The sequence below is a fragment of the Listeria farberi genome, from assembly GCF_014229295.1.
GTDB lineage: Bacteria > Bacillota > Bacilli > Lactobacillales > Listeriaceae > Listeria > Listeria farberi.
Window position 1 is genome coordinate 1,000,503 of sequence record NZ_JAARZL010000001.1, and the last position, 23,077, is coordinate 1,023,579.

Here is a 23,077-nt window from a genome sequence, read left to right on the forward strand (position 1 = left end):
GCTTACAACACCAAAGTAAATTTTCTCTTTGTTGTTGTAAGCTTATCTTTTTAGTAACGTTCCTCGTTATCAATCGTTTCTTTACGGTCCCATTTAACGATAATCGTCACTTGTTTTTTACGCTTATCTATTTCATCATAACTTTCCGTATAGAGCTTTTTCTGTGCTTGTAATTGCTCGGCGATAAAACCAGCTTCTAGTTTAAAAGTAGGATTTTCTTGTATACGGAATCGCGAATCTACCATGTCACCTTCTAAAAGTATACGCAACTCATCTTTTTTTTCCTTTATAATACTAATTTTTCCCCATGAAGCTTTTTCAAAAAAAACAGCTACTTCATGCAGAGATTCAAGCGGGAATTTACGTGCTAAATCTTTCCCAGCCCAGTACATAATATGAGGTGCTTCATCACCAAGAATTTCGGGAATTAAATAATTTCGTAATAAATCTAAACCAAAGCTTGAGACGAGTAAGTTTTCCTCGTAGTCATTCTGTTCATTTTCTGTCATTTCGGATACCCCACTTTCATACACCATTATAACCAAAATCATCCTAAAATGGAAAGCACAATAAATAAATTTCTATAAAAAAGCTTTTTTCATAAAAAAGACTTGCGAAAAAACGGAAAAAATAAGAAAATGGAAGGTATAGATAAAAAAATTGGAAATTAATAAAGAAATTGAGGCGAGACTGTGAAACAAGCTATTGGCTTTATTGATTCGGGAGTAGGCGGTTTGACAGTAGTGCGTGAAGTACTAAAGCAGCTACCCCATGAACAAGTATATTATTTAGGTGATACCGCACGTTGCCCTTATGGACCACGCGACAAAGAAGAAGTAGCTCAGTTTACTTGGGAAATGACCAATTTTCTAGTAGACCGTGGCATCAAAATGCTCGTTATTGCATGTAATACTGCTACAGCGGCAGCACTATATGACATACGTAAAAAACTCGATATTCCAGTTATCGGCGTTATTCAACCTGGCTCAAGAGCAGCACTCAAAGCAACTAAAAACAACAAAATTGGCGTCTTAGGAACGATTGGGACAGTCGAAAGTATGGCCTATCCGACGGCTCTAAAAGGCTTAAATCGCCGAGTAGAAGTAGATTCACTTGCATGTCCAAAATTTGTCTCTGTTGTAGAATCTGGCGAGTATAAAAGCGCCATTGCCAAAAAAGTCGTAGCCGAGTCACTCTTACCACTGAAAAGCACCAAGATTGATACGGTGATTTTGGGATGTACACATTACCCACTATTAAAACCAATTATTGAAAACTTTATGGGAGATGGCGTTTCCGTCATTAATTCCGGAGAAGAGACAGCAAGCGAAGTCAGTGCTTTACTGGATTATCATAATCTATTAGATGCAACTGACGAAGAAATTGAACATCGCTTTTTCACCACAGGGTCTACACAAATTTTCAAAGATATTGCAAAAGACTGGTTAAATATGCCAGATATGGTAGTAGAACATATAAAATTAGGAAAATAAGAGGTGCCACTAATGAGATTTGATGGAAGAGAAAAAAATGCATTACGAGAAATCGAAGTAACACCTGATTACTTAATGCATCCAGAAGGTTCTGTTTTAATCGCATCAGGAAATACAAAAGTTATCTGTTCTGCAAGTGTAGAAGCAAAAGTTCCACCATTTATGCGCGGGGAAGGTCGCGGCTGGATATCTGCTGAATACTCTATGTTACCACGAGCAACGAATACACGTAATATCCGCGAATCTTCTAAAGGGAAGGTTACCGGAAGAACAATGGAAATTCAGCGTTTAATTGGACGTGCGCTCCGTGCCGTTGTTGATTTAGAGGCTCTTGGTGAAAGAACTATCTGGCTTGATTGCGACGTTATCCAAGCAGACGGGGGCACACGTACAGCTTCTATTACGGGTGCATTCATCGCAATGGTTATGGCAATCTCCAAACTAGACGAAGCAATACCATTTGCTAAATTTCCTGTCAAAGATTTCCTAGCAGCAACTAGTGTAGGTGTTTTAGAAGAAGGCGGAACAGTACTTGACCTTAACTACGTAGAAGACAGCGCAGCGCAAGTAGATATGAATATTATCATGACTGGTAGCGGCGCTTTTGTAGAACTCCAAGGAACAGGTGAAGAAGCTACTTTTTCAGAAGCCGAACTTGCTGAACTAATCGCTCTAGGCAAAAAAGGAATAAGCGAACTAATTGAAATCCAAAAAGAAACACTCGGAGACAAAATCACAGCGCGGATTAAAGGAGAATAAAAAATGAGTAAAATTATTATTGCCACCGCAAATAAAGGAAAAGCAAAAGAATTCGAAAAAATCTTTGCGAAGTTTAATATAGAAGTTGCTACCCTTCTTGATTTTCCAGAAATTGGTGAAATTGAAGAAACAGGTACAACCTTTGCCGAAAATGCCGCGCTGAAGGCCGAAACGGTTGCTAGCTTACTAAATCAAACCGTTATTGCCGATGATTCCGGATTAATCGTAGACGCGCTTGACGGAGCTCCTGGCGTCTATTCGGCACGCTATGCTGGTGTTGCTCATGATGATGCCAAAAATAACGAAAAACTACTCAAAAATTTAGAAGGCGTTGAATCAGCAAAAAGAACTGCTCGTTTCCACTGCACACTTGCTGTAGCTACACCTTCTGAGAAAACGTCTTTTTATACAGGGGAAGTGGAAGGAATTATCGCAGAACAACTATGCGGAACAAATGGCTTCGGTTATGATCCATTATTTTTCTTACCCGAATTTGGTCTAACAATGGCAGAAATACCTGCAGAGAAAAAGAACGAAATCAGCCACCGAGCTAATGCCATTAAACAGCTAGAAAAAGATTTAACAGAAGTTGTAGAAAAAGTTACTAAAAAGTGAGAGAATAAGTAACAGAATACTAGGGGGAGGAAATAAAATGAAATTATTAGTAGTTAGCGACAGCCACTCAGAACGTGACTGCTTAATCCATCTTAAAGAAAAATACGAAAATACTGTTGATGCTATGATTCATTGTGGGGATTCTGAATTAGAAGCTGATGATCCAGCGATTCAGGGATTTCATACTGTTAGAGGTAACTGTGACTTTGGCGGAGGCTTTCCAAATGATTGGGTAGGGGAAGTGGATGGCTATCGTATATTAACCACACATGGCCATCTTTACAACATCAAGATGACACTTATGAACTTACGATATCGAGCTCGTGAATTAAATGCTGATTTTGCATTCTTTGGTCATTCTCATGAACTAGGTGTTGATATGCTAGATGACACCATCATTTTAAATCCTGGCAGCATTTCTTTACCAAGAGGTCGCATTCGTATCAAAACATACGCGCTTATTGACTCCACACCAGAAGGAATCAAAGTTCGCTTCATGGACCGTGACGATAATGAATTAACTGATTTGACCCAAATTTTCCCTTTAACAAAGCATAACTAGGTCAAAAGACGCTCAAAAGAGAAAAAATGTAATAACTTAAAGAAAACCATTGACAAACAAGCAATTTAAACATAAAATGGTATTTGGCTGTTGAAAAAACAGTGCCATTTGTCCTGATAGCTCAGCTGGATAGAGCAACGGCCTTCTAAGCCGTCGGTCGGGGGTTCGAATCCCTCTCAGGACGTTAATAGCTATATTAAAGAAATCTTTAAAACGTTGAAAACCCTTGATATTAAAGAGTATATAAACGGTTTGGAGATTTTTTTATATCGTATAATACCCATTTTATTCCGTTGTTTTTGTGGCATTTGTGGCAAAATTTGTGGTATTTTCATCCATTCACTTAAAATAAGTCAAGGGTACGCCAAAACTTTTTTGAAAAAATCACTCAAAAAAATTTTTGTAGCCTCTCCCTTGACTTATTTTATTTTTTCCGCTATTTCGCTCTTGCAACGGACGATAACGGGGTACATTGATAAATCGTATCGCACCGCCGTTCTTACCAGTATATTGGAAAAAACCGTTCATTTTGACTATTGGCTGTTTTAGCTTCTTTTGCTCTGAACTCCTCCAAAGAACATTGGTAAAATCAAAATCAATAAAGTTGTAGAAATCGGCTTTAGGCTATGTTATACTAAGCGTTAGAGTAATTTTGTTAGCCGTATTCTGTTGGGTTTGGCTTGTGGACTGCTTAATTTATATACTTCGAGGTGACGAAATGAAACAAAGTGCAAAACTCAATAGAAGATTTTTAGCGTTGCTTTTTGATTATCTTACAATATTGTGTTACATGCTAATTCTTTTTGGAACTAGCATGTTCATTTATTTAATAATTTTAGATGGCATTCCTATTTTTAACGAATTAGGAATGAACTTAATATCATTAACATTGATTGTTCCTGTTGTATTGTTTTCAATTATTACTGAATCAAGTAAAGCACACGCAACATTAGGTAAAATGAAAACAAGACTAAGGGTTTCATCAACAAAATCCGAAACGGTTAAACTATGGCAAATTATTGTAAGAAACATCGTTAAATTTCTTCCGTGGCAATTGGCTCACATGACAATATTTCATTCCTTTATTTTAAAGTGGGAATTTACTCCACTTTGGACAGTCATAATGATTGTAGTTGATATTCTCCCAATTGTATGGATTGGTTTTTTATTCAGAAAAGACCACAGAGGAATACATGATTTAATTGCTAAAACAGTTGTTACGGAAAGCGATATTACCTGAATAGTATAAGTATTAAACCTCATACACCCAAAAAGTGCTTTAGTTCTTGATTAACAGTATTTTGAACGCTACTTAAAAATAATAAAAACCAAAAGGCTCGGTATATCATTGATATTTCGAGTTTTTTATGTCCAAAAAATTGAGGGTATATAGTGTGAAATGTCGTCCCAACGTCCCTAAGCTTTATAAACATCCGTACTATATTAATTAAAAAACTAGCTAAACTCATAATTTACAATCTCAATAAATCATAATGCAATAATGAAATTAAAAATGCTTTCATTTTATGTAAGTATATTTTTACATGTATAACAGATCTGTTGGATAAAACTAAAATAAAAGCAAGTATCAACGTTTTTAACACACTTAAATTCCCATTTAGTAATAAAAATACTATATACATAAAAACTGTGAAAGAGAGTTTTTATGCATATAGTTTCTCGAAAGCTTCTTCTATTATTGTGATAGGCACACATACTGCGAAATCCCATGTTTCATCGTCGTGCCCTACACATATGGATATCATCTTATTCTTTTCATCATAAACCCAAAACACAGCAGAAGATGAAGATGTTCCAGCTTTAATGGAACTTTTAGTATCCCAATTTGCAAAACGAATCATTTTAAGTAAATATAATTCCTGGTTGCCTATATGAATGTTTAGTTCCCAGTCAAAATTATTTAATTTAATTAGAAAATCATTTTTAGATTTGTTTTCTATAAAAATAGTAACAGTTATTATATTCCACCTCAATTCTGTGATTAATTTTTTGCTAAATATGCTTTATAAAACGTTGTGTCTTCATGTGAAATATTAAGAATATAAAAATCTTTCGATAATAGAATAATTTGAAACATCAATATAGCATAATAGTGTAATTAAATCAATGAGGATTCCTAAAAGTGAGTTATCTCTGATATGGTAAAAAATCTTTTTCCTTCCTGAGTAGTTATGAAAATAGCTAATTTAAGATCATAGCTAAATCAAAATAATCTATCTATACTTCTATAACTAAATAAAGTACAATAGAAAAGAAAAAATATCCACAACTAAGAAAATGGATTATAAGGAGGATATAAAATGGATATAACAACGTTTGAAAAGTTTAGTCAACAATGTTCCGAAAATTTACCAAAAGAAATTGAAAAGATATTGAATGATGCGAAAGATCAGAAGAACTGTGCAATTGGTTTTATAACTACAGATGATTTCTATGGTTTTTATTTAGCATGGGATTATAGTAAGGATATATTCGAATTTTTTGAGTGGAAAAATGGACTTTCACCCGCATTTCTTTATCAGCCTCTTGTAGATATTGTAGATAATTGTGAAGAGATAGATTTTTGCAGTCCATCCGACGAAAAATGGGATTTTGCACAGACACTGCTTTCTGTTTTAGATAAAAATATTAAAGAAATTCCAGATGAACTGTTCCATAAGTATAACTTTAAAAGAGAAGATATCTTGTTTTTTGCAAGTATGAGCGATGGAGATTATATGGATGAGATGTTGAGTATTTCGGAAAAAATGTTCAATACTTCTAAATAAATTTTAAGTATAATGGAGATTAGCATTCAGATGTAGACTTTTTTTCATTAAATGGAAATAACAATAATTATCCTGTTTTTTATGAGTAGTTAAGCACTTTCTTAGCTGTTATTTGAGAATGTTCCTTTAAGGGTTACATCTCAAATAACAGTTTTTTATTTAATAACGCTACATTTCCTCTAGGTACAACCCCTATTTAAATATTGTTATTGACTTTAGGAAAAGTATATTTCTTGAAATTTTTTTATTGTCAAGTGTAGTTTTAACATTTTTTAAATAAAATTAGATGAAATGTGATATCTATAATAGATTATAATTTAATTAGTATAAAACAACGCTTACAAATGAATAGAACGAATTGGAAAAATATTGTTTTCATCCACATATTACATAAACTTGAATATAAAGGAGCTAATAACGACATGATTCAAGCCATCAAAAAAGTAACCGATTCATTAACTATAAAATATGATAAAACGACACAATTACAAGGCATTATTGATAACAATAGTCAAGAAATAGTGCCATGTATTTATGAAGAAATTTCTTATGTGAAAACCTTTGACCAATTCATTATAAAGCAACAAGGAGTATATGGGATTTTAGATAGTAGTGGTCTAGTTATTGTAAAACCAAAGTACCAGATGATCGGCACTAAATATTATTTAGGTAATATCTTAGAAGAAGGTTATTATATCCAAACCAATGAAGGAATTGGTAGAATTGATAAAAACGGAAAAATAATAGTGGAGCCGGAATACAATGAAATAAATAGCAAAGAAAATAATTTTTATGAAACGGAAGCTTGGTCTTATAATTCAAGTAAAGTGATTTATAATACGGCAGGTCAAAAATTAGAAAGAAATTTTAATATATTGAATGAAGGATATTTATATAAGAGCATAAATAATCGAGGAATTGGAAGAATAGACGAACTATACAATGAAAAATTAGAATTAATAAATAATCAGGTGGAAATAAATTATAATTCTCAATTTTGTCATGGCTATATGCAAGTTACCATTGTTGAAAAAGAAGGGGAAAGCTATCTGGGTTTTGTGGATAAAAAAGGAAGAATAATAACCAATAAATCATATGATAAAGTGCGGAACTTTACAAAAGATGGCGTAGCAGTAGTGGTTAAAGATGGTAAAATGGGTGCTATTAATACAAATGAAGAAATAATAATTCCCTTTGAATATGACAAAATTTCTGATTTTGGAAATGGATTTGCACTTGTTTTTAAAAATAACCTATGGGGTGCATTTAATACTCACGGAAAACAAGTTTTGCCTAATGAATATGGGGCACTATCAAAAAATTATGGCGAAGGGTTTATCTATATAATTGGTGAGGAAGTAGGTTTTGTTGATAGAAAAAATCATCGTTATCAATTAACTACAATGGATGAGGGGAGAACTTTTTTTTACTATGATAGTAAGGGTAATAAATCATCAATAGATAGTCTGGACCAAGCATATCCATTTTTAGATAAAGGAATTGTTGCGTGTCATAAGAACAAAGAAGGACTTATCAATCCATACGGAGAAGTGATTGTCCCAGTAAAATATGATAAAATTTCTGCAACGATATTAGGTGGAATTGGTTATGTGAAAAAAGGGGACTATTGGGCAATTATTAATGAATCTGGTGAGGTCGTAACCGATTTTAAATATGATTTGATTGGTTTTTTAGCACCAGGTTATTGTGTAGGAAAAATAGGAAACAAATGTACGTTATTAAATAGTCAAGGAGAAATTAGTGAGAATATCTTTGATTATATTGGTGATAAAGATGAGGTTGGTGTGTTTTGGGATTTTGGATTACATTATAATGCCTATATACCTGTTTCATCTTCTGATTTTAATACAGTCTTGAATCCCAAAAAGTTTAAAAATATCCATTCGTTAGAAATAAACAAGGATAAACTGTACTTTATGACCAATTTGGGTTATGTAGATACAGAAGGTAATATCACAGAAATAATAAATCCTATAGTATCTTCGAAACTGGCTACTAATTTAATTGATAATGAAATCCCTTTAATCATTGAAGAAAGCGGCATTATATCTCTAAAAAATAAAATTGGCAAGATTCCAAATTTATTATTAGATGAGATGAACTATGTCTATTATGTAGAAGTTTATCAAAAGGAATTATTAAAAACGATGTTGCATTACGAAAGTAGTTTTTTACTTGGATTTACTGGGGCAATGATGGAATGGGCTTTATACAGAGTTAAAGATGTTGCTGAAGAAAGAGTTAATTTTAATGCTTGTTTACAAAGAATCCAATCACTATATGTGGGGAGTTTTAATATTTCTTATCTTACTAATAGTTTTAATTGGCATGGTGGATTTAGTAAAAATATTGAAAAAGATATTATAGACCCTAAAGATTTGAATAAATTAGAATATCTTTCATTACTAGATTCATATATTTACCATTTTAATAAAGGTACATTACATTCCAGATTTATTGCAAGTGGAAGAAGATTAGGCCAAAATGCTACAGAAATATACGTACTTGTGAGAGCCGCTTTACCTAAAAAGTACCAACCATTGTTTGAAGAATGGGCATATGATGTACTAAAACGCGCTAAACCCCATTGTTTTACTGGTGTTCAAGATATTTATACAAGGAGCATACCATACGATCAACAAATGGACCAACTAGTTCCCCGCGAGTTTTATTTTGACAAAGAATATCATTGGGACAGATTAAAAAATGAAAAGCGAATAAAAGCCTATCTAGGGCAAGCAAGTATTAAAGAAAATCCTTATATTGACCATCAAGTACTAGAAAAAAAACCGATAACATTTTTTGATTGAATAGTTAATTGTTCAAATCTTGCTGTATGAAATGAGGAAATGATACATTTGAAAAAATTTCAATATAATAAAACAATAGATCATTTTGAAATTGATCCTCTTTATCTTAATGAAGGTTTAACATATGCATATAATAATAGTTATAGTAAAATAAGGATTTTTTCTCTTAATATCAAGGAAACTAATATTATGCTAGATTTAGCTCCATTTAAAAACTTTAACCCTTAAATATAGTCGTAATTTTTCTAATTTGAATCAACTGAAATTGGTGGAACAATTGTCTTTAAGCTCATTTAATGAAGAGGATTGCACTCTTATTAGTGAGATGGAAAACATCCAAAATTTTTGATATCTCTGAAATAAATGAATTAGAAAAATTAAGTTCTCTCTATATTGAAAAATGCAAGAGATTACTAAACTTTGATTTTTTGAAGAGAAATAATAGTATGGAGGAACTTTTTATTTCTGAATTAGACTCTCTTTCCTTTATTCCAACGATGAAAAAGTTAAAAACAATAAGCTTTTGGAATGTTAAAGATGGAAATTTAGAACCATTATTAAATTCATTAACTTTGAAAAATATTTATTTTTATCCAAATAGAAAATATTATGATTACAAATTACAAGATATTTTATCAAGATTGACTTTACAATAAATACGGATTCCATTAATAAAAATAATCAAAAGAAAAGAGTGAAAATAATGTATAAAAAAGTAATAAAAACTTACAAAAAGAATTTTAAAGGTGTAGGGTTACCAAGTTTATTAAAAGAAATGCTTTATATAGATGAATTTGTGGAAGAATATGGCATAGCAGAGGGTTTTATGTTGCGTAATGAAAATAGTGATGAAGTACATTCAAGTATGCTGGGAATAAGTATGGAAAGAACAGAAATACTCAAGAAATTTATTTTTTTAGCACAAGCAGATGGGACTGGAAGTAATTATTCGATTTTTAGACTTAATTCGAGTACACCGATTGAGGAAAATCCAGTTGTTTTCTTTGGAAGTGAGGGAGAAATTCTTTTTGCTGCTGCTAATTTTAAGGATTGGTTACGTGTCATATCAACAGGTGTTGAACCAAATGCATTTGATACACCGCTAGAATATCGGATTAATGAAGATGACATGGGCGATAGCACTGATGAATTCAGAGAGTGGCTAGAAACAAAAGGCATTAAACCGATTATTAATAATCAAAAAGAAGTGGATGCTTTGGTTGCTAAAGCAGATAAATATATACCCGAGATTATAGAAATACTTAATATGTGTAAATGATTGATTAGTAAGCAATTAATACATTTCTGTAAGTTCACTTTTAAGGAGGAACTCACCAATGCAAAAAATACTGCCAGATTTTACATTAAAACAAACCTGGGAAAATTTGGAAATAGAATTATGGGAGCTGCTCAGAAATAAACAACAAATTAATGTTGATGTATTTTTAAGTGATCGAGGTATTACTTCTGATATTTTAGCTTATTCCAAAAATGGGCGCTTTATAAGTAATTTCCAACAATACATTGTTTATTTATATTGCTTAAACGGTGAATATCAAAAAGCTGTAGATTTTATTCGAACAGTTGCAGACTATGATAGTTATCATGGTGCTGAAAGAAGTTTTAGTATCATAGGGACTTTTATAAATAAACCGAAATTTGGCTTAGACAAGTCCCCCTATATCCATCATTTACATGAAGAATTAAATCAAAGTATAGAGTGGGGAAATTTTCTTAAAACGTTAGATTATAATCCATTTAAACTTGATGAATATCGCTATGATGAGGATTATTTCGCCGAAAAACCTATTTTTTATTTGAGTAAAACTGTTTTATCATTAAAAAAAAGCAAATGTTTTTTTACAGGAAAGAAGCTTGCAAAAGGTGATTATGTATACAAAGTTAATTGGAATCAAGATGAATATCATTATTTTGTAGAAGAAGCTTTGGAAGATTACCCTAGCTTAAAAGAGAATGTGTATAAGTATGAGAATAACCAGTATAAATTAACAGACTTTAGCAAACATTTTACTAATGTTTGGGTAAATCAATTATTTAATACGAATCAAGTAACAGTTGATTTACTACTAGATATTATTGTATATGGTTATCAAGCTTCGGCACCATATGAATTGCATAGTATATATAACTTTAAAGATTTTGAAGAATCAAAAAGGCAAGTATATGAGGCGATGGGGATTAAATATATACAATTATTATGGGTTTTATTGAAGTGCGGTTATGAACAAGTTTTACTAGATAAAATAAATCAATATCCTCTATATTATGGTATTACGCTTTTGGTTTTTGATTATCCTTCTTTTCAAGAACAAGTAATTAAAAAACTTAATATAGAAGGATTGGAAGAAACGTATTTATTAACGAGAAAATCTAATATGGGATTGAAAAATATAAAAAAATTAGCAGATTTTGGAAGGGGAAATCCTACATTTTTGGATGCACTTTCCGTCTCCTTACAAAGATATGAATATCATTTATGGGCGGCATATGTTTATACACCTTATTTAGGAAACGTTCAATGGGGGCAACATTTTAAAGGAAAAAGAGGATCTCAGTTCTATTATTTCTTTATATATCACCCAGAAAAACTTCCAATTTTAAATGAATGTTTAAGAACAAGAAAACTACCTAGTGGGATTAGTTCCGGTGGTTGGTCTCAGTATGTGAATTTAGATTCGCTTTATAGCACAATAATCTATTATTTAACTGTCACAAACCAAACGGAGGATTTTAAATACTGGAGTGATGAACGAGTGATGCGAAGAAGTTCATTGAGCAGAGATAAGATTAGACAAAATGTAGTTAAATTAGGAATGATGTGAGGCTATGTCTGACAAGTATTTAGACAATGAAGAAAAATATCTTGAGCTTGAAACATACTGGACAAATCTATTTGTATCTATAGCTAACAATAGTAAGGAGGATTGGGTATTTCCTTATTACAACACAGAATTTTCTAATGGTAAAAAAATAATGGATGCCAATCCAATTTTTTCCGCTGCTTCCACAAAAAGTAATAAGATTTTAAAAATAATCCTAGTATCTCTTGATGAATTAGCGGGGGTCAATACATGGATTAATGACAGAAATGAACTAGTTGTGGTTTGTTCTATGTCTGATAAAAATGTTGGAAAAGTACGCTTAATTATCTCTGAGTGGTTGAATGAAGGAAATTTACAGTCTTAACTCTATTATTTTAGGAACATAAGTAATTGCGCGATAGAGATTCTCTTTTTTCAATGATGATTTTGTCTTTGTAGCTAGTAACTTAAACATAAAATAAGCAAATCAGATGCCTGTGATTGTTGCAAAGAGGTTTAGAACAATTAGATATAGAGGAGGATATAATGAATCTTCAGGATGTAGGGAGTAAAATTTGCGATTTTCATGAAATGCATAATAATAACCTTTTTTTCGAAAGAGTTCGCGATTGTATAGATTCTTGTCTAAGTTTATTAAACCCTTATTTTGAAATAGATGAGTTAGTTGCAATAGAAAAATCGAAAAAAGCCAGGATGCATGAAGATAGTGAGCAATTAAATGGCATTTATCATGAAATATCCATTAAACGGCTTCATTTTGATCCAGTAAAACAAAAATGAGACTATGCTAGAATAGAGACACTATTATTCTATTTGAGCTCATATAACAAATGGCCTGAGGATGAACGACCTAACACGTTAGAATATTTTGTTTTTAATGTTGTTAACGCGGGTGTAAGTGAAGATGCTATTTATTCTATAATTACCAAAAAATTTAAAGACATACTTAGTCATATTGAACTAAAATAATTAAGAAATATATAGAATTAACATCGTGCAAAGAAGTGAAACTAGTACTTTGCTTGAGTTTACACTATTTGAATTTACTCAACACTATACTAACTTATAACACTAAATGAATCAGAGGATAACAAGAAGCTTTAATTGTGTGCAATTTTTTATATTAATAACTGCTGGGTGATTGAGCGTGTCCTTTTTACAGAAATATCAGTGGTAGATTGAAAGGAGAAGCAATGAATAAGAAAATTCTTGTTAAGATAAATAATTCAAAACTTCCCATTTTTTTACAGAATATAATAAGCGAAGTTGAAAAGTACTATGACGAGGAGAGCATTGAAACTTTAGAAGAACTGGTACGATTGAGTTATTTATTACATTATTTTAAGTTAGATGAAGAGGCACAGATACTGTCCAAAGGAATATCAGGAATTCCTTTTACGAATAATCGGGATCTTTGGTGTTGGGTAGAAGCAGGAATAATTTTAAATATGAAATATCAGAGACATCTTAATAATAATAATGAAATTACCACTCTTAAATATAAAATATTGCAAAAATTTGAAGTGGGTACAGAACTTGCTAGAAAAACTAATAGAAAAGTATTTGAAAGAACATTACAAGGGGCACATCTATCAACTTCTAAAATAGACAAGGCGGCAAGTCAAAGAGATTACAATACCGAATTTTCTCGCAGATTAATGTATTTAGTTAAATTATATTTTATTCAGGAAATGAGAGAATCAGAGAACATGTCAATGAAAGAAATTAAAAAGAAAATAAATTCAAATTTAGATAAAATGAAGCTAATTGAAGATAGAATAACTTTTTCAAATGTGATTTTTAACTTATAAAAGATGAGTAGAAATTGTGAAGGAAGCATATAGTGGAAAATTATTTTTTTGTTGCACCGAATGCGAAACAGAAGGGATAAATCCAGAACATGTGGAGAATGAAATCGGTACACAATATTATTTTCATGGAATAGAAAGATTTAATATTGAAGAAATAGTAGATATCGGTTGGGATAAATATTTTACAAAAAAATTAGGAGAAAAAACCAATGTTGAAAATACCAGATATACTAAATAGCCCTAGCTTTTATGATGCCAAACTTGATTATAAATGGAATAGTAATATGAGGTATGATTGGGATGAAAAAGTCTCAAACCAAAAATTGTTTCATATATTTTTAAAATTAAATCATAAAGCATCTATCGGTATGGCAGCTGCATTAGCCGAATGGGTATATTGGCGGCTGCATACAAAAGATGATATAGATATTTTAGAAAAACACATCGAGACATTATGGGCTAGCATAATTGATAAGCGCTATGTAAAAAAATGGGAATATGATTTTATCCCTGGGGAAAACGATAAAGTACATGGTGTTAAAACAATTGCTCTTGAATCTTTAGAAAGAAGTAATCGAAACTTTCTTGATGGTGCATATAATATTAGTGCAGAACTGGATGGTCAGGCGATGTTAGCCAGATATATTTGCCCAGATAAAAAACTATTTGACTCATGGTTAGAAAGTTGTATTCGGAAGTTAATCCCACTATTCCCTATCGAATATGACAGAGATAATCCGTCTGCATATAATGACGATGAAGACCCTTACTATGACTCATCGCATGAACAACCTATTCCCAGAGAGTTTTTCTTTTCGTCTGATTTTGACTATACTCCAAGGAATACTCAGGTGGCACTCGATAATCTCTTAAGTAACTTATCATATACAAATAATGAGTTATTAAACACACCTGAAACTATGTTAGCAGAAGGGTTTATCGGGACATCTTATAGATATGGAGGCGAATAGAATGGCTTATAAAATTCCAGCTTACATTCCTAAAACTGATAGTAAAATAGATTATCCTTGGGATGATACTATGATTGATGAGATGCTCGATTATCATTATGCAAAATCAGTTTGTGATACACTTTCCAATATAAGTTTGAGGGCAAAAATTGCGCTTAATATCGGTGTATATGAGTGGGTTTTAGCTTATTTAGGGAACTTATCTGATAAAGTAGAGCCCTATCAAGTAGTTGAGGCATCATGGTGTGCCAATATTAATAAATTTTATATTAACTATATGGAGTTTGAACAGGAAGATTTTACTGGTCCAATTAATGGTCCGCTCTGGTGTGGGTTGACTTCGGTAATTCTTACATTATATGTTTCTGATAATATTGCGGATGTGGAGAATTTGGATAAATATGATTATGAAGATCAACAACTGTATGGAGGAAATGATGAGAACGCTGAAATTGGCTTAGTGGGAAACATTTCATTGGCTCTGCATATCCTTCCAGTTAATCAAGCACAATTATTTAAAACATGGCTTGAAAATATTTCCAAAAGATTTATTCATTTATATTTAATGCCAGAAGAAGATGAGTACAGTAATTTATTTGGATATAATAGCGAAAAAGACTGGTTAGGCGATTATGTACCACGTGAAGCGCTTGACCCACAAATGGATTATCAACCCAATGACGCGCTAATATTATCAAAAATTTTTCTTCAAAGTGTGGACTATAAATCGAATCCTTATTTAGTTCTACCAGAAGCGTTGATTGGAAAAGTGAAAAAACCATATAGTTTTATTCCAGAAATATAGATGAATAAATAAAAGTAATGAGGAGGAAAAATATGTATAAATTATCTCCAAAAGCAATAGAAGCCATGTTGTAAAAATCGGCTAAAGATAGGTATATTTATTTTGTAAAAAAATAGCTGATTGGAAATCTACATGGGTTCTAAAAGATAATGATGGCTGGGTATCTACTTCCGATACAGAGAGGAATATAGCTTTACCAATAGGGCTAAAAATCAAAAATAAGTGAATGGGAATATGCTGGAGTAGCAGTTTTTATAGTGCCAAATAATAAAGAAGTAGTTACCGTTCCAGCAAGTAGGTTAGGCAAGATTTAATGCATGAACGTTCGAAATTTTTATAAAGAAAACTAGAAATGATGTTCTTTTAAACAGAATATAATCAATATATTTTATCTAACTAGCAACTTTTCAATGGCTTTGAAAATAAGTAAAAATTTTCGCTATCTCATAACATTAGCCTAAATTAGGAGTGTTTTTTATGAAAAAAAATGACTTTTTAAAAACAATAATATTAAAGCTAAAAACTAATTGTCCTAATTGGTGTAAAAATGTTAAACAATCTAGAAATGTGTTGGAATTTACCATAGAAAAAGACAAAAAATACTTTATTATTAGTTTTGACACGCCTAGTCATGGGAAAGGTTTATATCATATTCAAGTAAATATGTATATATATAATATGGAAATAACAAACATTAAAAAATATTTTATATCGAAAAATAGAGAATCTGTTTATTTTGGAAATTATAATATTCTTCCAGCCGGAGAGCTAGAACGAAATTATTTTTTTCAAGTAGAGGATGAAGAAGATGATTATAAAGTAGACAATATTTTAAAGAATATTATGGAATATTATTACCCAATTGCATACGGAATGACGGCAGATTATAATTCTATATTAGCACGTGTTTATGATAATAACTTTTTAATTGGGATTAGGGACAGATTCACTACACTTTCAATCATGGCATTTAGCTTAAATAATGAAGCATGGATATATAATACATTAATTCCCATCATAAAAGAAAAGAAATTAGGTGAAAACACAAACTCTATTTTCTATGAGTATATGAATCACTCAAACGCAGAAGACAATATTTTAAATCCAATTAGACAGCTATTTTTGAAACGGTGATAAATCTAATAGCACAATATGAATCAGGCGATAATCAAAGCACATTTGAATTCAAGGAGAAATTAAAATGAAGGCAGATGCAATTCAATTAGATATACTTATAAAGAATGTAAATCTTGAAAAAAACCCTCCAGCAAAATTGGTGCAACTTTATGCGGAATATCTTCAATATACTATGAAACAAAATTTTGAAATTGGGATGATGGATAGAGAATTTTTTCTAATTATTGATAATTTATTAAAATACCCCAATAAATATTTTTGTGGGGAAATAACTAGCGATGATTTTTCTGATGTTAGAATTAGAGCATGGAAACTACATGATGCGGAAGAAAATTTGTTAAGAAAAAATATTTTGCGTGCAATCGTCTCTAGTTTGTATGAAAAAAGTTTTGAGGCATCTAAGAATAATGAAAGTTATATTCTTATTGAACTTTATTTATCATTATTACTAGAAATTAATGCTAAATATTGCGAGCAGTTTAGGATTTTTTTGGAGAAAGTACTAAAATAAGTAGAATAATAATTTAAAATGATTTGTGAAGCCAAAGATGTAAAATATATCATCAAAATCTGAAAAACAAAATATAGTTATTTTTTACTTGATAATGCAAAATTTCTGCCAGTAAAATTAAAAAGTAAGGGCGGATAATTTCTAATGCAATAGGACGGAAAAACAGATGGAGAATTAATTGTAAAAAAATAAAATGTGCTAAAGCCACAATGGCGCTGTTATGAAAGGATAACCTTATGAATTATACATTTGATGAGCGAATAATTAAAATACTAATCCAAAATGGGTGGTATCCAGACAGATTTATAAACATTGATAACTATCGTTGCCTTCTAGAAGAAAAAAACTATTATTTGAATGCAAGCGCAGAAAAGTTTTTCCATATTTTAGGTGGATTGACGATAATACATGAAGCTTATTCTGATAGTAATGAAACAGATATTTCAGAATTTAATCCCGTTAAACCTTTAGCATGGCTAGATCCTAAGTGGGTAAGTGAATATTATGAGAAGATAATGTCCTGTAGGGATAGGGTTTTCAGAGCATATGGTCTTCTTTGTCTCTAAATCCGGTGGTTTATACGGTGGTTATGATAATTATTTTTGCTTGATAGGTGATACTGTCGAAAAAGGTCTGTTGAACTTATTTAAAGGTCATAAGTTCATTACTCTAATTTAGTTAAAATGATTAGTATTTATTTTAAAAATATCTTTCTACAGCCTCCCTTTTCAAAGGAGGTTTTTATTTTATGCTTTAACTTCCAAAAATAAGGGTATTAGTTAAGTGTTCTAAAAGATAATAGAAGGAGGCTTTTTACATGAAAAAAATGCTACCTGAGAGTAAAGTAGAAGCGATAAGAAAAGAAGGGTTTTTAAATCGAGCTGTGGAAGCATATCGGTTCTTTTATCCGACAGTTTCCAATGTATCCAATTTTAAAGCATTACATGATTTAGGAATTACCGAGAATCACGACTTTATTATTCAACTTACAACTCCTGACTTAAATGTACTGACACAAAATTCAGATACCCCGTATTGTCTTGGAACGGGAAACACAGAAAATGGTCCTGTTGTCATTGAATTACCTTCAGGCGCAATAGTCGGTGTAGCCGATGATATTAATTTTAAGTTCATTACGAATATGGGCCTAACTGGTGACGAAGAAGGAAAAGGCGCTAAATATTTATTTCTTCCTCCTAATTATGATGGAGATATTCCAGAAGGGTACATAGTTCGAAAACCATCTAGTTTTAGATTTTTGATATGTCTGCGAGCAATGGTTCATCAAGCAAGCGATTATGAAAAGGCATTTGAATTATTAAAAACAGTGAAATTTTATCCACTAAAAGAAGAAAAAAATAATCCAATAAGTACATTCCATGATTTTTCTCATCGTAAAGCAATTTCAACACCTTATTATGTGGAAGGAAAATTCGATTATTGGGAAGTAATTAAATGGGCACTCGATAATGATGCCACAGATCCAGAATACTATCAAATGTACGGTCTATTAAAAGCAATTGGTTTAGCACCAAATAAAGAATTTAAACCAGATTCAGAGAAAAAGGCATTGCTAATTGAAGCTGCTGAAAAAGCTGATAAAATGATGTTTGTAAATTCCTTCAATACAGATGATCCAGCTGCAATCGTTTGGTCAGGGAAGAACTGGGAGTGGGCTGTATACGGTGAAAACAATGACTTTTATGAAAAAACATACTTAAATCTACCTGTAAGAGAGCGCTGGTTCTATCAAGCGACACTCGAAACCCATATGATGTTTATGCATAAAGTTGGTTTTGGCTCTGTTTATATGCTCGGGGTGAAAGACAGAGAAGGAAATTATCTGGATGGAGGTAAAAATTATAAATTAAAAGTGCCAACACCGGTACCAACAAGTATCTTCTGGTCCGTAACGGTTTATGATATGGATACTCGTTCAGAAATCGTTACCGAACAATTTATGCCAGCACTTAATTCCATTAAAGATACTTTCGAAGTCGATACTGACGGCAATACAACGCTTTACTTTGGGCCAAATCCACCAGAAGACGAGTCTTTTCCTTGGATTCAAACGGTTCCTGATGCCAATTGGTTCACCTATTTCCGGATTTACGGACCAACTGAACCAGCATTTGATAACAGCTGGCAACTATTTGACTTTGAAGAAATTAAATAAAATAAAAACAGGCGCAACTATCAAAAGTTGCGCCTGTTTTTATTAATCATTCAACCCTAGCCCGTCTAAAATAGTTGCTTCATATTTTTCAATGCGCGAAACACGCGTTTTTGATTGCTTTGGAGCCGCAAAATAAAGTAAGTACGCTTTTTGACGTCCAGGAGTTAAAGCTTCAAAAGCTGTTTGTAGAGCAGGCAATTCCTCAAACTTCACAAGTAACTCTTCTGGAATAGGCGTTTCTGCTCTTGGCTTAAGTTCCACTTCTAAACCAGCTTTTTCAACTTCGATTGCGTTTTGAATATATTTTTTTAAAATTTCTTTTTGATCAAGGATTTCTTGCAAATTTGTGAAACGGATTTGTCTAGCAGCTTGCACATTTTCTGTTTGTTGCACTAAAATATTGTCCGGATCACGAAGAAGAGCACCTTTCATAAATAACAGGGCGCAGTAGTTTTTAAAGCCATGGATTAAGAAAACATTTCCCCCGTCTACAGCATAACAAGGTTTTCCCCATTTAAATTCTTCCTCTAGTTCAAACATGATTGCTATTTCTCTTAATGCTTTGAATTCGTCTTGCCAGGTAGAAGGCTTATTAAGAAACGAATCTACTTTGGGATTTAAATCTGTTTTTGCCATAAAGAATACCTCTTTTCTAATCTTAAATATGTGTTGTTTTACCTCGTGCAAATGAGCTTTTCAAGGACAAAATGACTTAAAGAAAGAACCTGAAACTTATCCCAGTTCTCTTACTTTTAGGACAAATTAAGTTGCCAACCAATACCAAACTTATCAGTAACTTGACCGTATTTTTCTGACCAAAATGTTTTTCCAAGTGGCATGATAATATTGCCACCTTCTGCAAGTTGATGGAATTGTTTCGTTAGTTTTATTTCATCCGTTGTATCGATAACGAGTGTGATATTGTCTCCAAAAGTAAGTGGCATAGACTTTGGTACATCAGAGAACATTACTTTTACTCCGTCAAGTACTAAACTTGCATTCATAACTAAATCTTTTAGCGAATCTTCTATAGGTTCCTCTTGGGACTCGATTTCCCCATAAGTCATCAAATCTGTACACTTTGTTCCAAAAATTTCTTCATAAAACGCGATAGCATCTCTGGATTGTGTTCTAAAATTCAAGTAAACATTTAACGTCATTTGAATTCCTCCTCGATTTTTATTCGCTAGAGTTCTATTCATTTTGGTGTATTTATTATAGCAGATACGATGAAAAAGAGGAAAAATTAAGCTAATTATTACTTGACTTGAAGCTACTCCAAGGTGATAGACTTGTAATAAGATATAGATACGGGGGAATTTACATGAAAAAAACAATGTATTTAATGCGTCATGGTCAAACTTTATTTAACCAGCGCAAAAAAATTCAAGGATTTTGCGATGCACCACTTACAGAGCTAGGTATTAAACAAGCAAAAATAGCGGGAAGCTACTTTAAAGAAAATAATATTATATTTGACAAAGCTTATAGTTCCACTTCAGAGCGTGCATGCGACACTTTAGAGCTTGTTACGACAAAAGAATACACTCGTCTAAAAGGATTAAAAGAATGGAATTTCGGTACTTTTGAAGGGGAAAGCGAAGACTTAAATCCACCGTTACCATATGGTGACTTTTTTGCAACGTTTGGAGGCGAGCGAGAAGTAACATTTAGAGAACGTTTAGTGGAGACAATGGAAAGCATTATGATGCAAGATAACCATGATAGTGTTCTCGCTGTATCACACGGAGCCGCTTGTGCTCAATTTGCTCGCTACTGGGAAAAAACAAGCAGAATTGGTAAAGTAACCGGACTGAAAAACTGCTGTATTTTAAAATTTGAATATGAAAATGGCCAATTTACGTTAGTTAATTTTATCAATCATGATTTTGCTAAAGGAACTCATATAGAAAGCACAAGATAAAAAAAGCACTCAAAAATGAGTGCTTTTTTCTTATTGAAATAAATTCTTTATTTTATCTAAAAACCCACCCGTTAATTCATTAGCGGTATCTTGCAAATTTTCTGTTAGTCCACTTGCTTTATCTTGTAAATTTTCTGTTAAATTAGTTGCTTCATTTTGTAGATCCTCTGTCACATTACTTGCTTGTTCGCCAAGCTCAGATGCTTTGTTTGTTGCCTCTTCTGTCAGTGTTCCTAGATTTTCCAGGGGCAGGGACTCAGTAACTTTATTCTTCAAATCATCTAAATTCATTGTTTCCTCCTTATTTTGGGGGCTTATAGTTTATTTTAAAGGAAGTAAGAGCGAAGTACAAACAATTCGTTCCGTCATTTGTGAAAAAATATGGTATGATGATATGAGGAAATGAGGACTGACATGAATAATTTAAAATTAAGTGAAGAAATTAAAAGAGCCATTATTGAACTAGGATATAAAGATGCTACCCCTGTTCAAAAAGCAGTAATTCCAGTTGCATTAACAGGAGAAGATATTGTTGCAAAATCACAAACTGGTAGTGGGAAAACTGCAGCCTTCGCTATTCCAATTGCAGAACAAGTCGTTTGGGAGGAAAACAAGCCTCAAGCTTTAATCATTGTACCAACGAGAGAACTTGCAATGCAGGTTAAGACAGAATGTACCAATATTGGACGATTTAAACGAATTAAAGCAGCAGCAATATATGGACAATCACCTTTTGCTAAACAAAAATTAGAATTAAGTCAAAAAAACCATATTGTTGTTGGAACCCCGGGACGATTACTGGATCATATCGAAAAAGGCTCACTTAATGTCGACAAAGTAGTCCATTTAGTTTTAGATGAAGTAGACGAAATGTTAAGCATGGGCTTTATTGACCAAGTAGAGGATATTCTTAGTCGTTTACCAAAACAGCGCCAAAACTTATTTTTCTCTGCGACACTTCCAGAAGAAATGCAAGATTTAATCAAACGGTACCAAAACAATCCGATGGTAATTGAAATGGCATCTGAAAAAACAAACCCCATTTTCCATGTGGAAATGCAAACGGATAATAAAGAAAAAACTTTAAAAGAAGTTTTAATTACTGAAAACCCTGATAGTGCAATTATTTTTTGTAATACGAAAAATCAAGTGGATGAACTCACCGATTTACTCGAATTGAGTGTTAGTAAAATTCATGGTGGTTTAAGACAGGAAGATCGTTTCCGCGCTATGGATGACTTCAAAAGCGGCAAATCGCGTTTTTTAATTGCGACAGATGTAGCCGGCCGAGGAATTGATGTTGATAATGTCTCACTTGTAATTAATTACGATTTACCAATTGAAAAAGAGAACTACGTGCACCGAATCGGACGAACAGGGCGAGCTGGAAATAGCGGAAAAGCCATCAGTTTTGTTAAAACGAATGAAAACTCGCTTCTTCGTGATATAGAAGAAATGCTAAATATTACGATTGAGAAAAAGCGGAAACCAACTATCATCGAAGTAAAAGCAAATGAAGAAGCTTTCCGTAAAAAACAACAAAAGCGCCCAACAATAAAGAAAGCTCGCGGTGAAAAACTAAATAAAAACATTATGAAACTTTATTTTAATGGTGGTAAAAAGAAAAAAATTCGTGCGGTAGATTTTGTTGGAACCATTTCTAAGTTAGAAGGGATTACAGCGGAAGATATTGGTATTATTACGATTGAAGACCATGTCTCCTTTGTCGAAATTTTAAACGGAAAAGGCCCAGCTGTCCTTGAAATGATGCGTTCAAGAAAAGTGAAGGGTAGGCGTCTCAAAGTAAACGAAGCAAGAAAACGATAATTAAAAGAAAAGAAGGTCAAACA

The 23,077-nt window shown here is 32.3% G+C and carries 26 protein-coding genes and 1 tRNA gene; 23 read left to right on the top strand and 4 right to left on the bottom strand.

Annotated elements, in window-relative coordinates:
• Nucleotides 1-50 precede the first annotated feature (50 nt).
• Nucleotides 51-545 carry a YslB family protein gene (locus HCB38_RS04995; protein ID WP_185637726.1) on the bottom strand — a complete coding sequence of 165 codons (495 nt, stop codon included), beginning with the start codon at nt 543-545 and terminating at the stop codon, nt 51-53.
• Nucleotides 546-692: 147 nt separating this feature from the next.
• On the opposite strand from HCB38_RS04995, the gene racE reads away from it, so the two are divergent.
• The 21 genes from racE (at nt 693) to HCB38_RS05100 (ending at nt 19,303) form a co-directional block, all read left to right on the top strand.
• Entirely contained in the window at nt 693-1,493 is an 801-nt protein-coding gene (gene racE, locus HCB38_RS05000) for a glutamate racemase (protein WP_185318569.1), read from the top strand.
• A 12-nt stretch (nt 1,494-1,505) separates the two neighbouring features.
• Complete coding sequence (rph, locus tag HCB38_RS05005; RefSeq protein ID WP_185637728.1) at nt 1,506-2,252, top strand: ribonuclease PH; 747 nt, start codon at nt 1,506-1,508, stop codon at nt 2,250-2,252.
• Between the two features lie 3 nt (nt 2,253-2,255).
• The gene (locus HCB38_RS05010) at nt 2,256-2,867 is read left to right on the top strand and encodes an XTP/dITP diphosphatase (RefSeq protein ID WP_185318571.1); all 612 of its coding nucleotides are present in this window, start codon (nt 2,256-2,258) and stop codon (nt 2,865-2,867) included.
• 37 nt (nt 2,868-2,904) lie between these two features.
• Nucleotides 2,905-3,429, top strand: coding sequence for a metallophosphoesterase (locus HCB38_RS05015; protein ID WP_185318572.1), 525 nt, complete (start codon nt 2,905-2,907; stop codon nt 3,427-3,429).
• Nucleotides 3,430-3,539: 110 nt separating this feature from the next.
• Nucleotides 3,540-3,613, top strand: a tRNA-Arg gene (locus tag HCB38_RS05020).
• 534 nt (nt 3,614-4,147) lie between these two features.
• Nucleotides 4,148-4,669 carry an RDD family protein gene (locus HCB38_RS05025; protein ID WP_185607710.1) on the top strand — a complete coding sequence of 174 codons (522 nt, stop codon included), beginning with the start codon at nt 4,148-4,150 and terminating at the stop codon, nt 4,667-4,669.
• A gap of 1,081 nt (nt 4,670-5,750) precedes the next feature.
• Complete coding sequence (locus HCB38_RS05030) at nt 5,751-6,218, top strand: hypothetical protein (protein ID WP_185637730.1); 468 nt, start codon at nt 5,751-5,753, stop codon at nt 6,216-6,218.
• A 422-nt stretch (nt 6,219-6,640) separates the two neighbouring features.
• Nucleotides 6,641-9,049, top strand: coding sequence for a WG repeat-containing protein (locus HCB38_RS05035; protein WP_185637732.1), 2,409 nt, complete (start codon nt 6,641-6,643; stop codon nt 9,047-9,049).
• A gap of 320 nt (nt 9,050-9,369) precedes the next feature.
• Nucleotides 9,370-9,705: a hypothetical protein gene (locus HCB38_RS05040; RefSeq protein ID WP_185637733.1), complete on the top strand. Its 336-nt coding sequence runs from the start codon at nt 9,370-9,372 to the stop codon at nt 9,703-9,705.
• Nucleotides 9,706-9,752: 47 nt separating this feature from the next.
• The gene (locus HCB38_RS05045; RefSeq protein WP_185637735.1) at nt 9,753-10,328 is read left to right on the top strand and encodes a hypothetical protein; all 576 of its coding nucleotides are present in this window, start codon (nt 9,753-9,755) and stop codon (nt 10,326-10,328) included.
• A gap of 58 nt (nt 10,329-10,386) precedes the next feature.
• Nucleotides 10,387-11,892: a hypothetical protein gene (locus HCB38_RS05050; protein ID WP_185637737.1), complete on the top strand. Its 1,506-nt coding sequence runs from the start codon at nt 10,387-10,389 to the stop codon at nt 11,890-11,892.
• Nucleotides 11,893-11,896: 4 nt separating this feature from the next.
• On the top strand, nt 11,897-12,256 hold the full coding sequence (locus HCB38_RS05055; RefSeq protein ID WP_185318585.1) for a hypothetical protein: 360 nt from the start codon (nt 11,897-11,899) through the stop codon (nt 12,254-12,256).
• Between the two features lie 161 nt (nt 12,257-12,417).
• On the top strand, nt 12,418-12,672 hold the full coding sequence (locus HCB38_RS05060) for a hypothetical protein (protein WP_185637740.1): 255 nt from the start codon (nt 12,418-12,420) through the stop codon (nt 12,670-12,672).
• 413 nt (nt 12,673-13,085) lie between these two features.
• Nucleotides 13,086-13,703, top strand: coding sequence for a DUF6707 family protein (locus HCB38_RS05065; protein ID WP_185637741.1), 618 nt, complete (start codon nt 13,086-13,088; stop codon nt 13,701-13,703).
• Between the two features lie 16 nt (nt 13,704-13,719).
• On the top strand, nt 13,720-13,941 hold the full coding sequence (locus HCB38_RS05070) for a hypothetical protein (protein ID WP_185637743.1): 222 nt from the start codon (nt 13,720-13,722) through the stop codon (nt 13,939-13,941).
• A complete protein-coding gene (locus tag HCB38_RS05075; protein ID WP_185318588.1) occupies nt 13,913-14,674 on the top strand; it encodes a hypothetical protein in 762 nt (253 codons plus the stop codon). The genes HCB38_RS05070 and HCB38_RS05075 overlap by 29 nt, the downstream gene beginning before the upstream one ends.
• A 1-nt stretch (nt 14,675) precedes the next feature.
• On the top strand, nt 14,676-15,479 hold the full coding sequence (locus HCB38_RS05080; protein WP_185318589.1) for a hypothetical protein: 804 nt from the start codon (nt 14,676-14,678) through the stop codon (nt 15,477-15,479).
• Between the two features lie 477 nt (nt 15,480-15,956).
• Nucleotides 15,957-16,613, top strand: coding sequence for a hypothetical protein (locus HCB38_RS05085; RefSeq protein WP_185318590.1), 657 nt, complete (start codon nt 15,957-15,959; stop codon nt 16,611-16,613).
• 67 nt (nt 16,614-16,680) lie between these two features.
• Nucleotides 16,681-17,127 carry a hypothetical protein gene (locus tag HCB38_RS05090; RefSeq protein WP_185318591.1) on the top strand — a complete coding sequence of 149 codons (447 nt, stop codon included), beginning with the start codon at nt 16,681-16,683 and terminating at the stop codon, nt 17,125-17,127.
• A 236-nt stretch (nt 17,128-17,363) separates the two neighbouring features.
• Nucleotides 17,364-17,693, top strand: a complete 330-nt coding sequence (locus tag HCB38_RS05095) for an SUKH-3 domain-containing protein (RefSeq protein ID WP_221772775.1) — start codon at nt 17,364-17,366, stop codon at nt 17,691-17,693.
• Between the two features lie 251 nt (nt 17,694-17,944).
• Nucleotides 17,945-19,303: a DUF1254 domain-containing protein gene (locus tag HCB38_RS05100; protein ID WP_185637745.1), complete on the top strand. Its 1,359-nt coding sequence runs from the start codon at nt 17,945-17,947 to the stop codon at nt 19,301-19,303.
• Nucleotides 19,304-19,345: 42 nt separating this feature from the next.
• Here HCB38_RS05100 and HCB38_RS05105 read toward each other — a convergent pair whose 3' ends face one another.
• Together HCB38_RS05105 and HCB38_RS05110 are read right to left on the bottom strand one after the other, a co-directional pair.
• Nucleotides 19,346-19,939 (bottom strand): YdeI/OmpD-associated family protein, encoded by a 594-nt coding sequence (locus HCB38_RS05105; RefSeq protein WP_185637747.1) that lies wholly within the window; start codon nt 19,937-19,939, stop codon nt 19,346-19,348.
• Nucleotides 19,940-20,055: 116 nt separating this feature from the next.
• Nucleotides 20,056-20,463, bottom strand: coding sequence for a VOC family protein (locus HCB38_RS05110; RefSeq protein ID WP_185637749.1), 408 nt, complete (start codon nt 20,461-20,463; stop codon nt 20,056-20,058).
• Nucleotides 20,464-20,627: 164 nt separating this feature from the next.
• Here HCB38_RS05110 and HCB38_RS05115 point away from each other — a divergent pair, with 164 nt between their 5' ends.
• On the top strand, nt 20,628-21,227 hold the full coding sequence (locus tag HCB38_RS05115) for a histidine phosphatase family protein (protein WP_185318596.1): 600 nt from the start codon (nt 20,628-20,630) through the stop codon (nt 21,225-21,227).
• 30 nt (nt 21,228-21,257) lie between these two features.
• Here the strand turns inward: HCB38_RS05115 and HCB38_RS05120 are convergent, their stop codons facing one another.
• Nucleotides 21,258-21,518, bottom strand: a complete 261-nt coding sequence (locus tag HCB38_RS05120; RefSeq protein WP_185318597.1) for a hypothetical protein — start codon at nt 21,516-21,518, stop codon at nt 21,258-21,260.
• A gap of 123 nt (nt 21,519-21,641) precedes the next feature.
• Between HCB38_RS05120 and dbpA the strand changes: the two genes are divergently transcribed.
• Nucleotides 21,642-23,054, top strand: coding sequence for an ATP-dependent RNA helicase DbpA (gene dbpA / locus HCB38_RS05125; RefSeq protein WP_185637751.1), 1,413 nt, complete (start codon nt 21,642-21,644; stop codon nt 23,052-23,054).
• Nucleotides 23,055-23,077 lie beyond the last annotated feature (23 nt).

Excerpts from the sequence above, each read along its gene's own strand:
- HCB38_RS05025 (WP_185607710.1), top strand. The coding sequence starts at position 4,148 with ATGAAACAAAGTGCAAAACTCAATAGAAGATTTTTAGCGTTGCTTTTT.
- HCB38_RS05115 (WP_185318596.1), top strand. The coding sequence starts at position 20,628 with ATGAAAAAAACAATGTATTTAATGCGTCATGGTCAAACTTTATTTAAC.
- HCB38_RS05010 (WP_185318571.1), top strand. The coding sequence starts at position 2,256 with ATGAGTAAAATTATTATTGCCACCGCAAATAAAGGAAAAGCAAAAGAA.
- HCB38_RS05075 (WP_185318588.1), top strand. The coding sequence starts at position 13,913 with ATGTTGAAAATACCAGATATACTAAATAGCCCTAGCTTTTATGATGCC.
- HCB38_RS05045 (WP_185637735.1), top strand. The coding sequence starts at position 9,753 with ATGTATAAAAAAGTAATAAAAACTTACAAAAAGAATTTTAAAGGTGTA.
- HCB38_RS05055 (WP_185318585.1), top strand. The coding sequence starts at position 11,897 with ATGTCTGACAAGTATTTAGACAATGAAGAAAAATATCTTGAGCTTGAA.
- HCB38_RS05100 (WP_185637745.1), top strand. The coding sequence starts at position 17,945 with ATGAAAAAAATGCTACCTGAGAGTAAAGTAGAAGCGATAAGAAAAGAA.
- HCB38_RS05120 (WP_185318597.1), bottom strand. The coding sequence starts at position 21,518 with ATGAATTTAGATGATTTGAAGAATAAAGTTACTGAGTCCCTGCCCCTG.
- HCB38_RS05035 (WP_185637732.1), top strand. The coding sequence starts at position 6,641 with ATGATTCAAGCCATCAAAAAAGTAACCGATTCATTAACTATAAAATAT.
- HCB38_RS05065 (WP_185637741.1), top strand. The coding sequence starts at position 13,086 with ATGAATAAGAAAATTCTTGTTAAGATAAATAATTCAAAACTTCCCATT.
- HCB38_RS05060 (WP_185637740.1), top strand. The coding sequence starts at position 12,418 with ATGAATCTTCAGGATGTAGGGAGTAAAATTTGCGATTTTCATGAAATG.
- HCB38_RS05110 (WP_185637749.1), bottom strand. The coding sequence starts at position 20,463 with ATGACGTTAAATGTTTACTTGAATTTTAGAACACAATCCAGAGATGCT.
- HCB38_RS05030 (WP_185637730.1), top strand. The coding sequence starts at position 5,751 with ATGGATATAACAACGTTTGAAAAGTTTAGTCAACAATGTTCCGAAAAT.
- HCB38_RS05015 (WP_185318572.1), top strand. The coding sequence starts at position 2,905 with ATGAAATTATTAGTAGTTAGCGACAGCCACTCAGAACGTGACTGCTTA.
- HCB38_RS05095 (WP_221772775.1), top strand. The coding sequence starts at position 17,364 with ATGAATTATACATTTGATGAGCGAATAATTAAAATACTAATCCAAAAT.
- HCB38_RS05090 (WP_185318591.1), top strand. The coding sequence starts at position 16,681 with ATGAAGGCAGATGCAATTCAATTAGATATACTTATAAAGAATGTAAAT.
- dbpA (WP_185637751.1), top strand. The coding sequence starts at position 21,642 with ATGAATAATTTAAAATTAAGTGAAGAAATTAAAAGAGCCATTATTGAA.
- HCB38_RS05050 (WP_185637737.1), top strand. The coding sequence starts at position 10,387 with ATGCAAAAAATACTGCCAGATTTTACATTAAAACAAACCTGGGAAAAT.
- HCB38_RS05085 (WP_185318590.1), top strand. The coding sequence starts at position 15,957 with ATGAAAAAAAATGACTTTTTAAAAACAATAATATTAAAGCTAAAAACT.
- HCB38_RS05080 (WP_185318589.1), top strand. The coding sequence starts at position 14,676 with ATGGCTTATAAAATTCCAGCTTACATTCCTAAAACTGATAGTAAAATA.
- HCB38_RS05105 (WP_185637747.1), bottom strand. The coding sequence starts at position 19,939 with ATGGCAAAAACAGATTTAAATCCCAAAGTAGATTCGTTTCTTAATAAG.
- rph (WP_185637728.1), top strand. The coding sequence starts at position 1,506 with ATGAGATTTGATGGAAGAGAAAAAAATGCATTACGAGAAATCGAAGTA.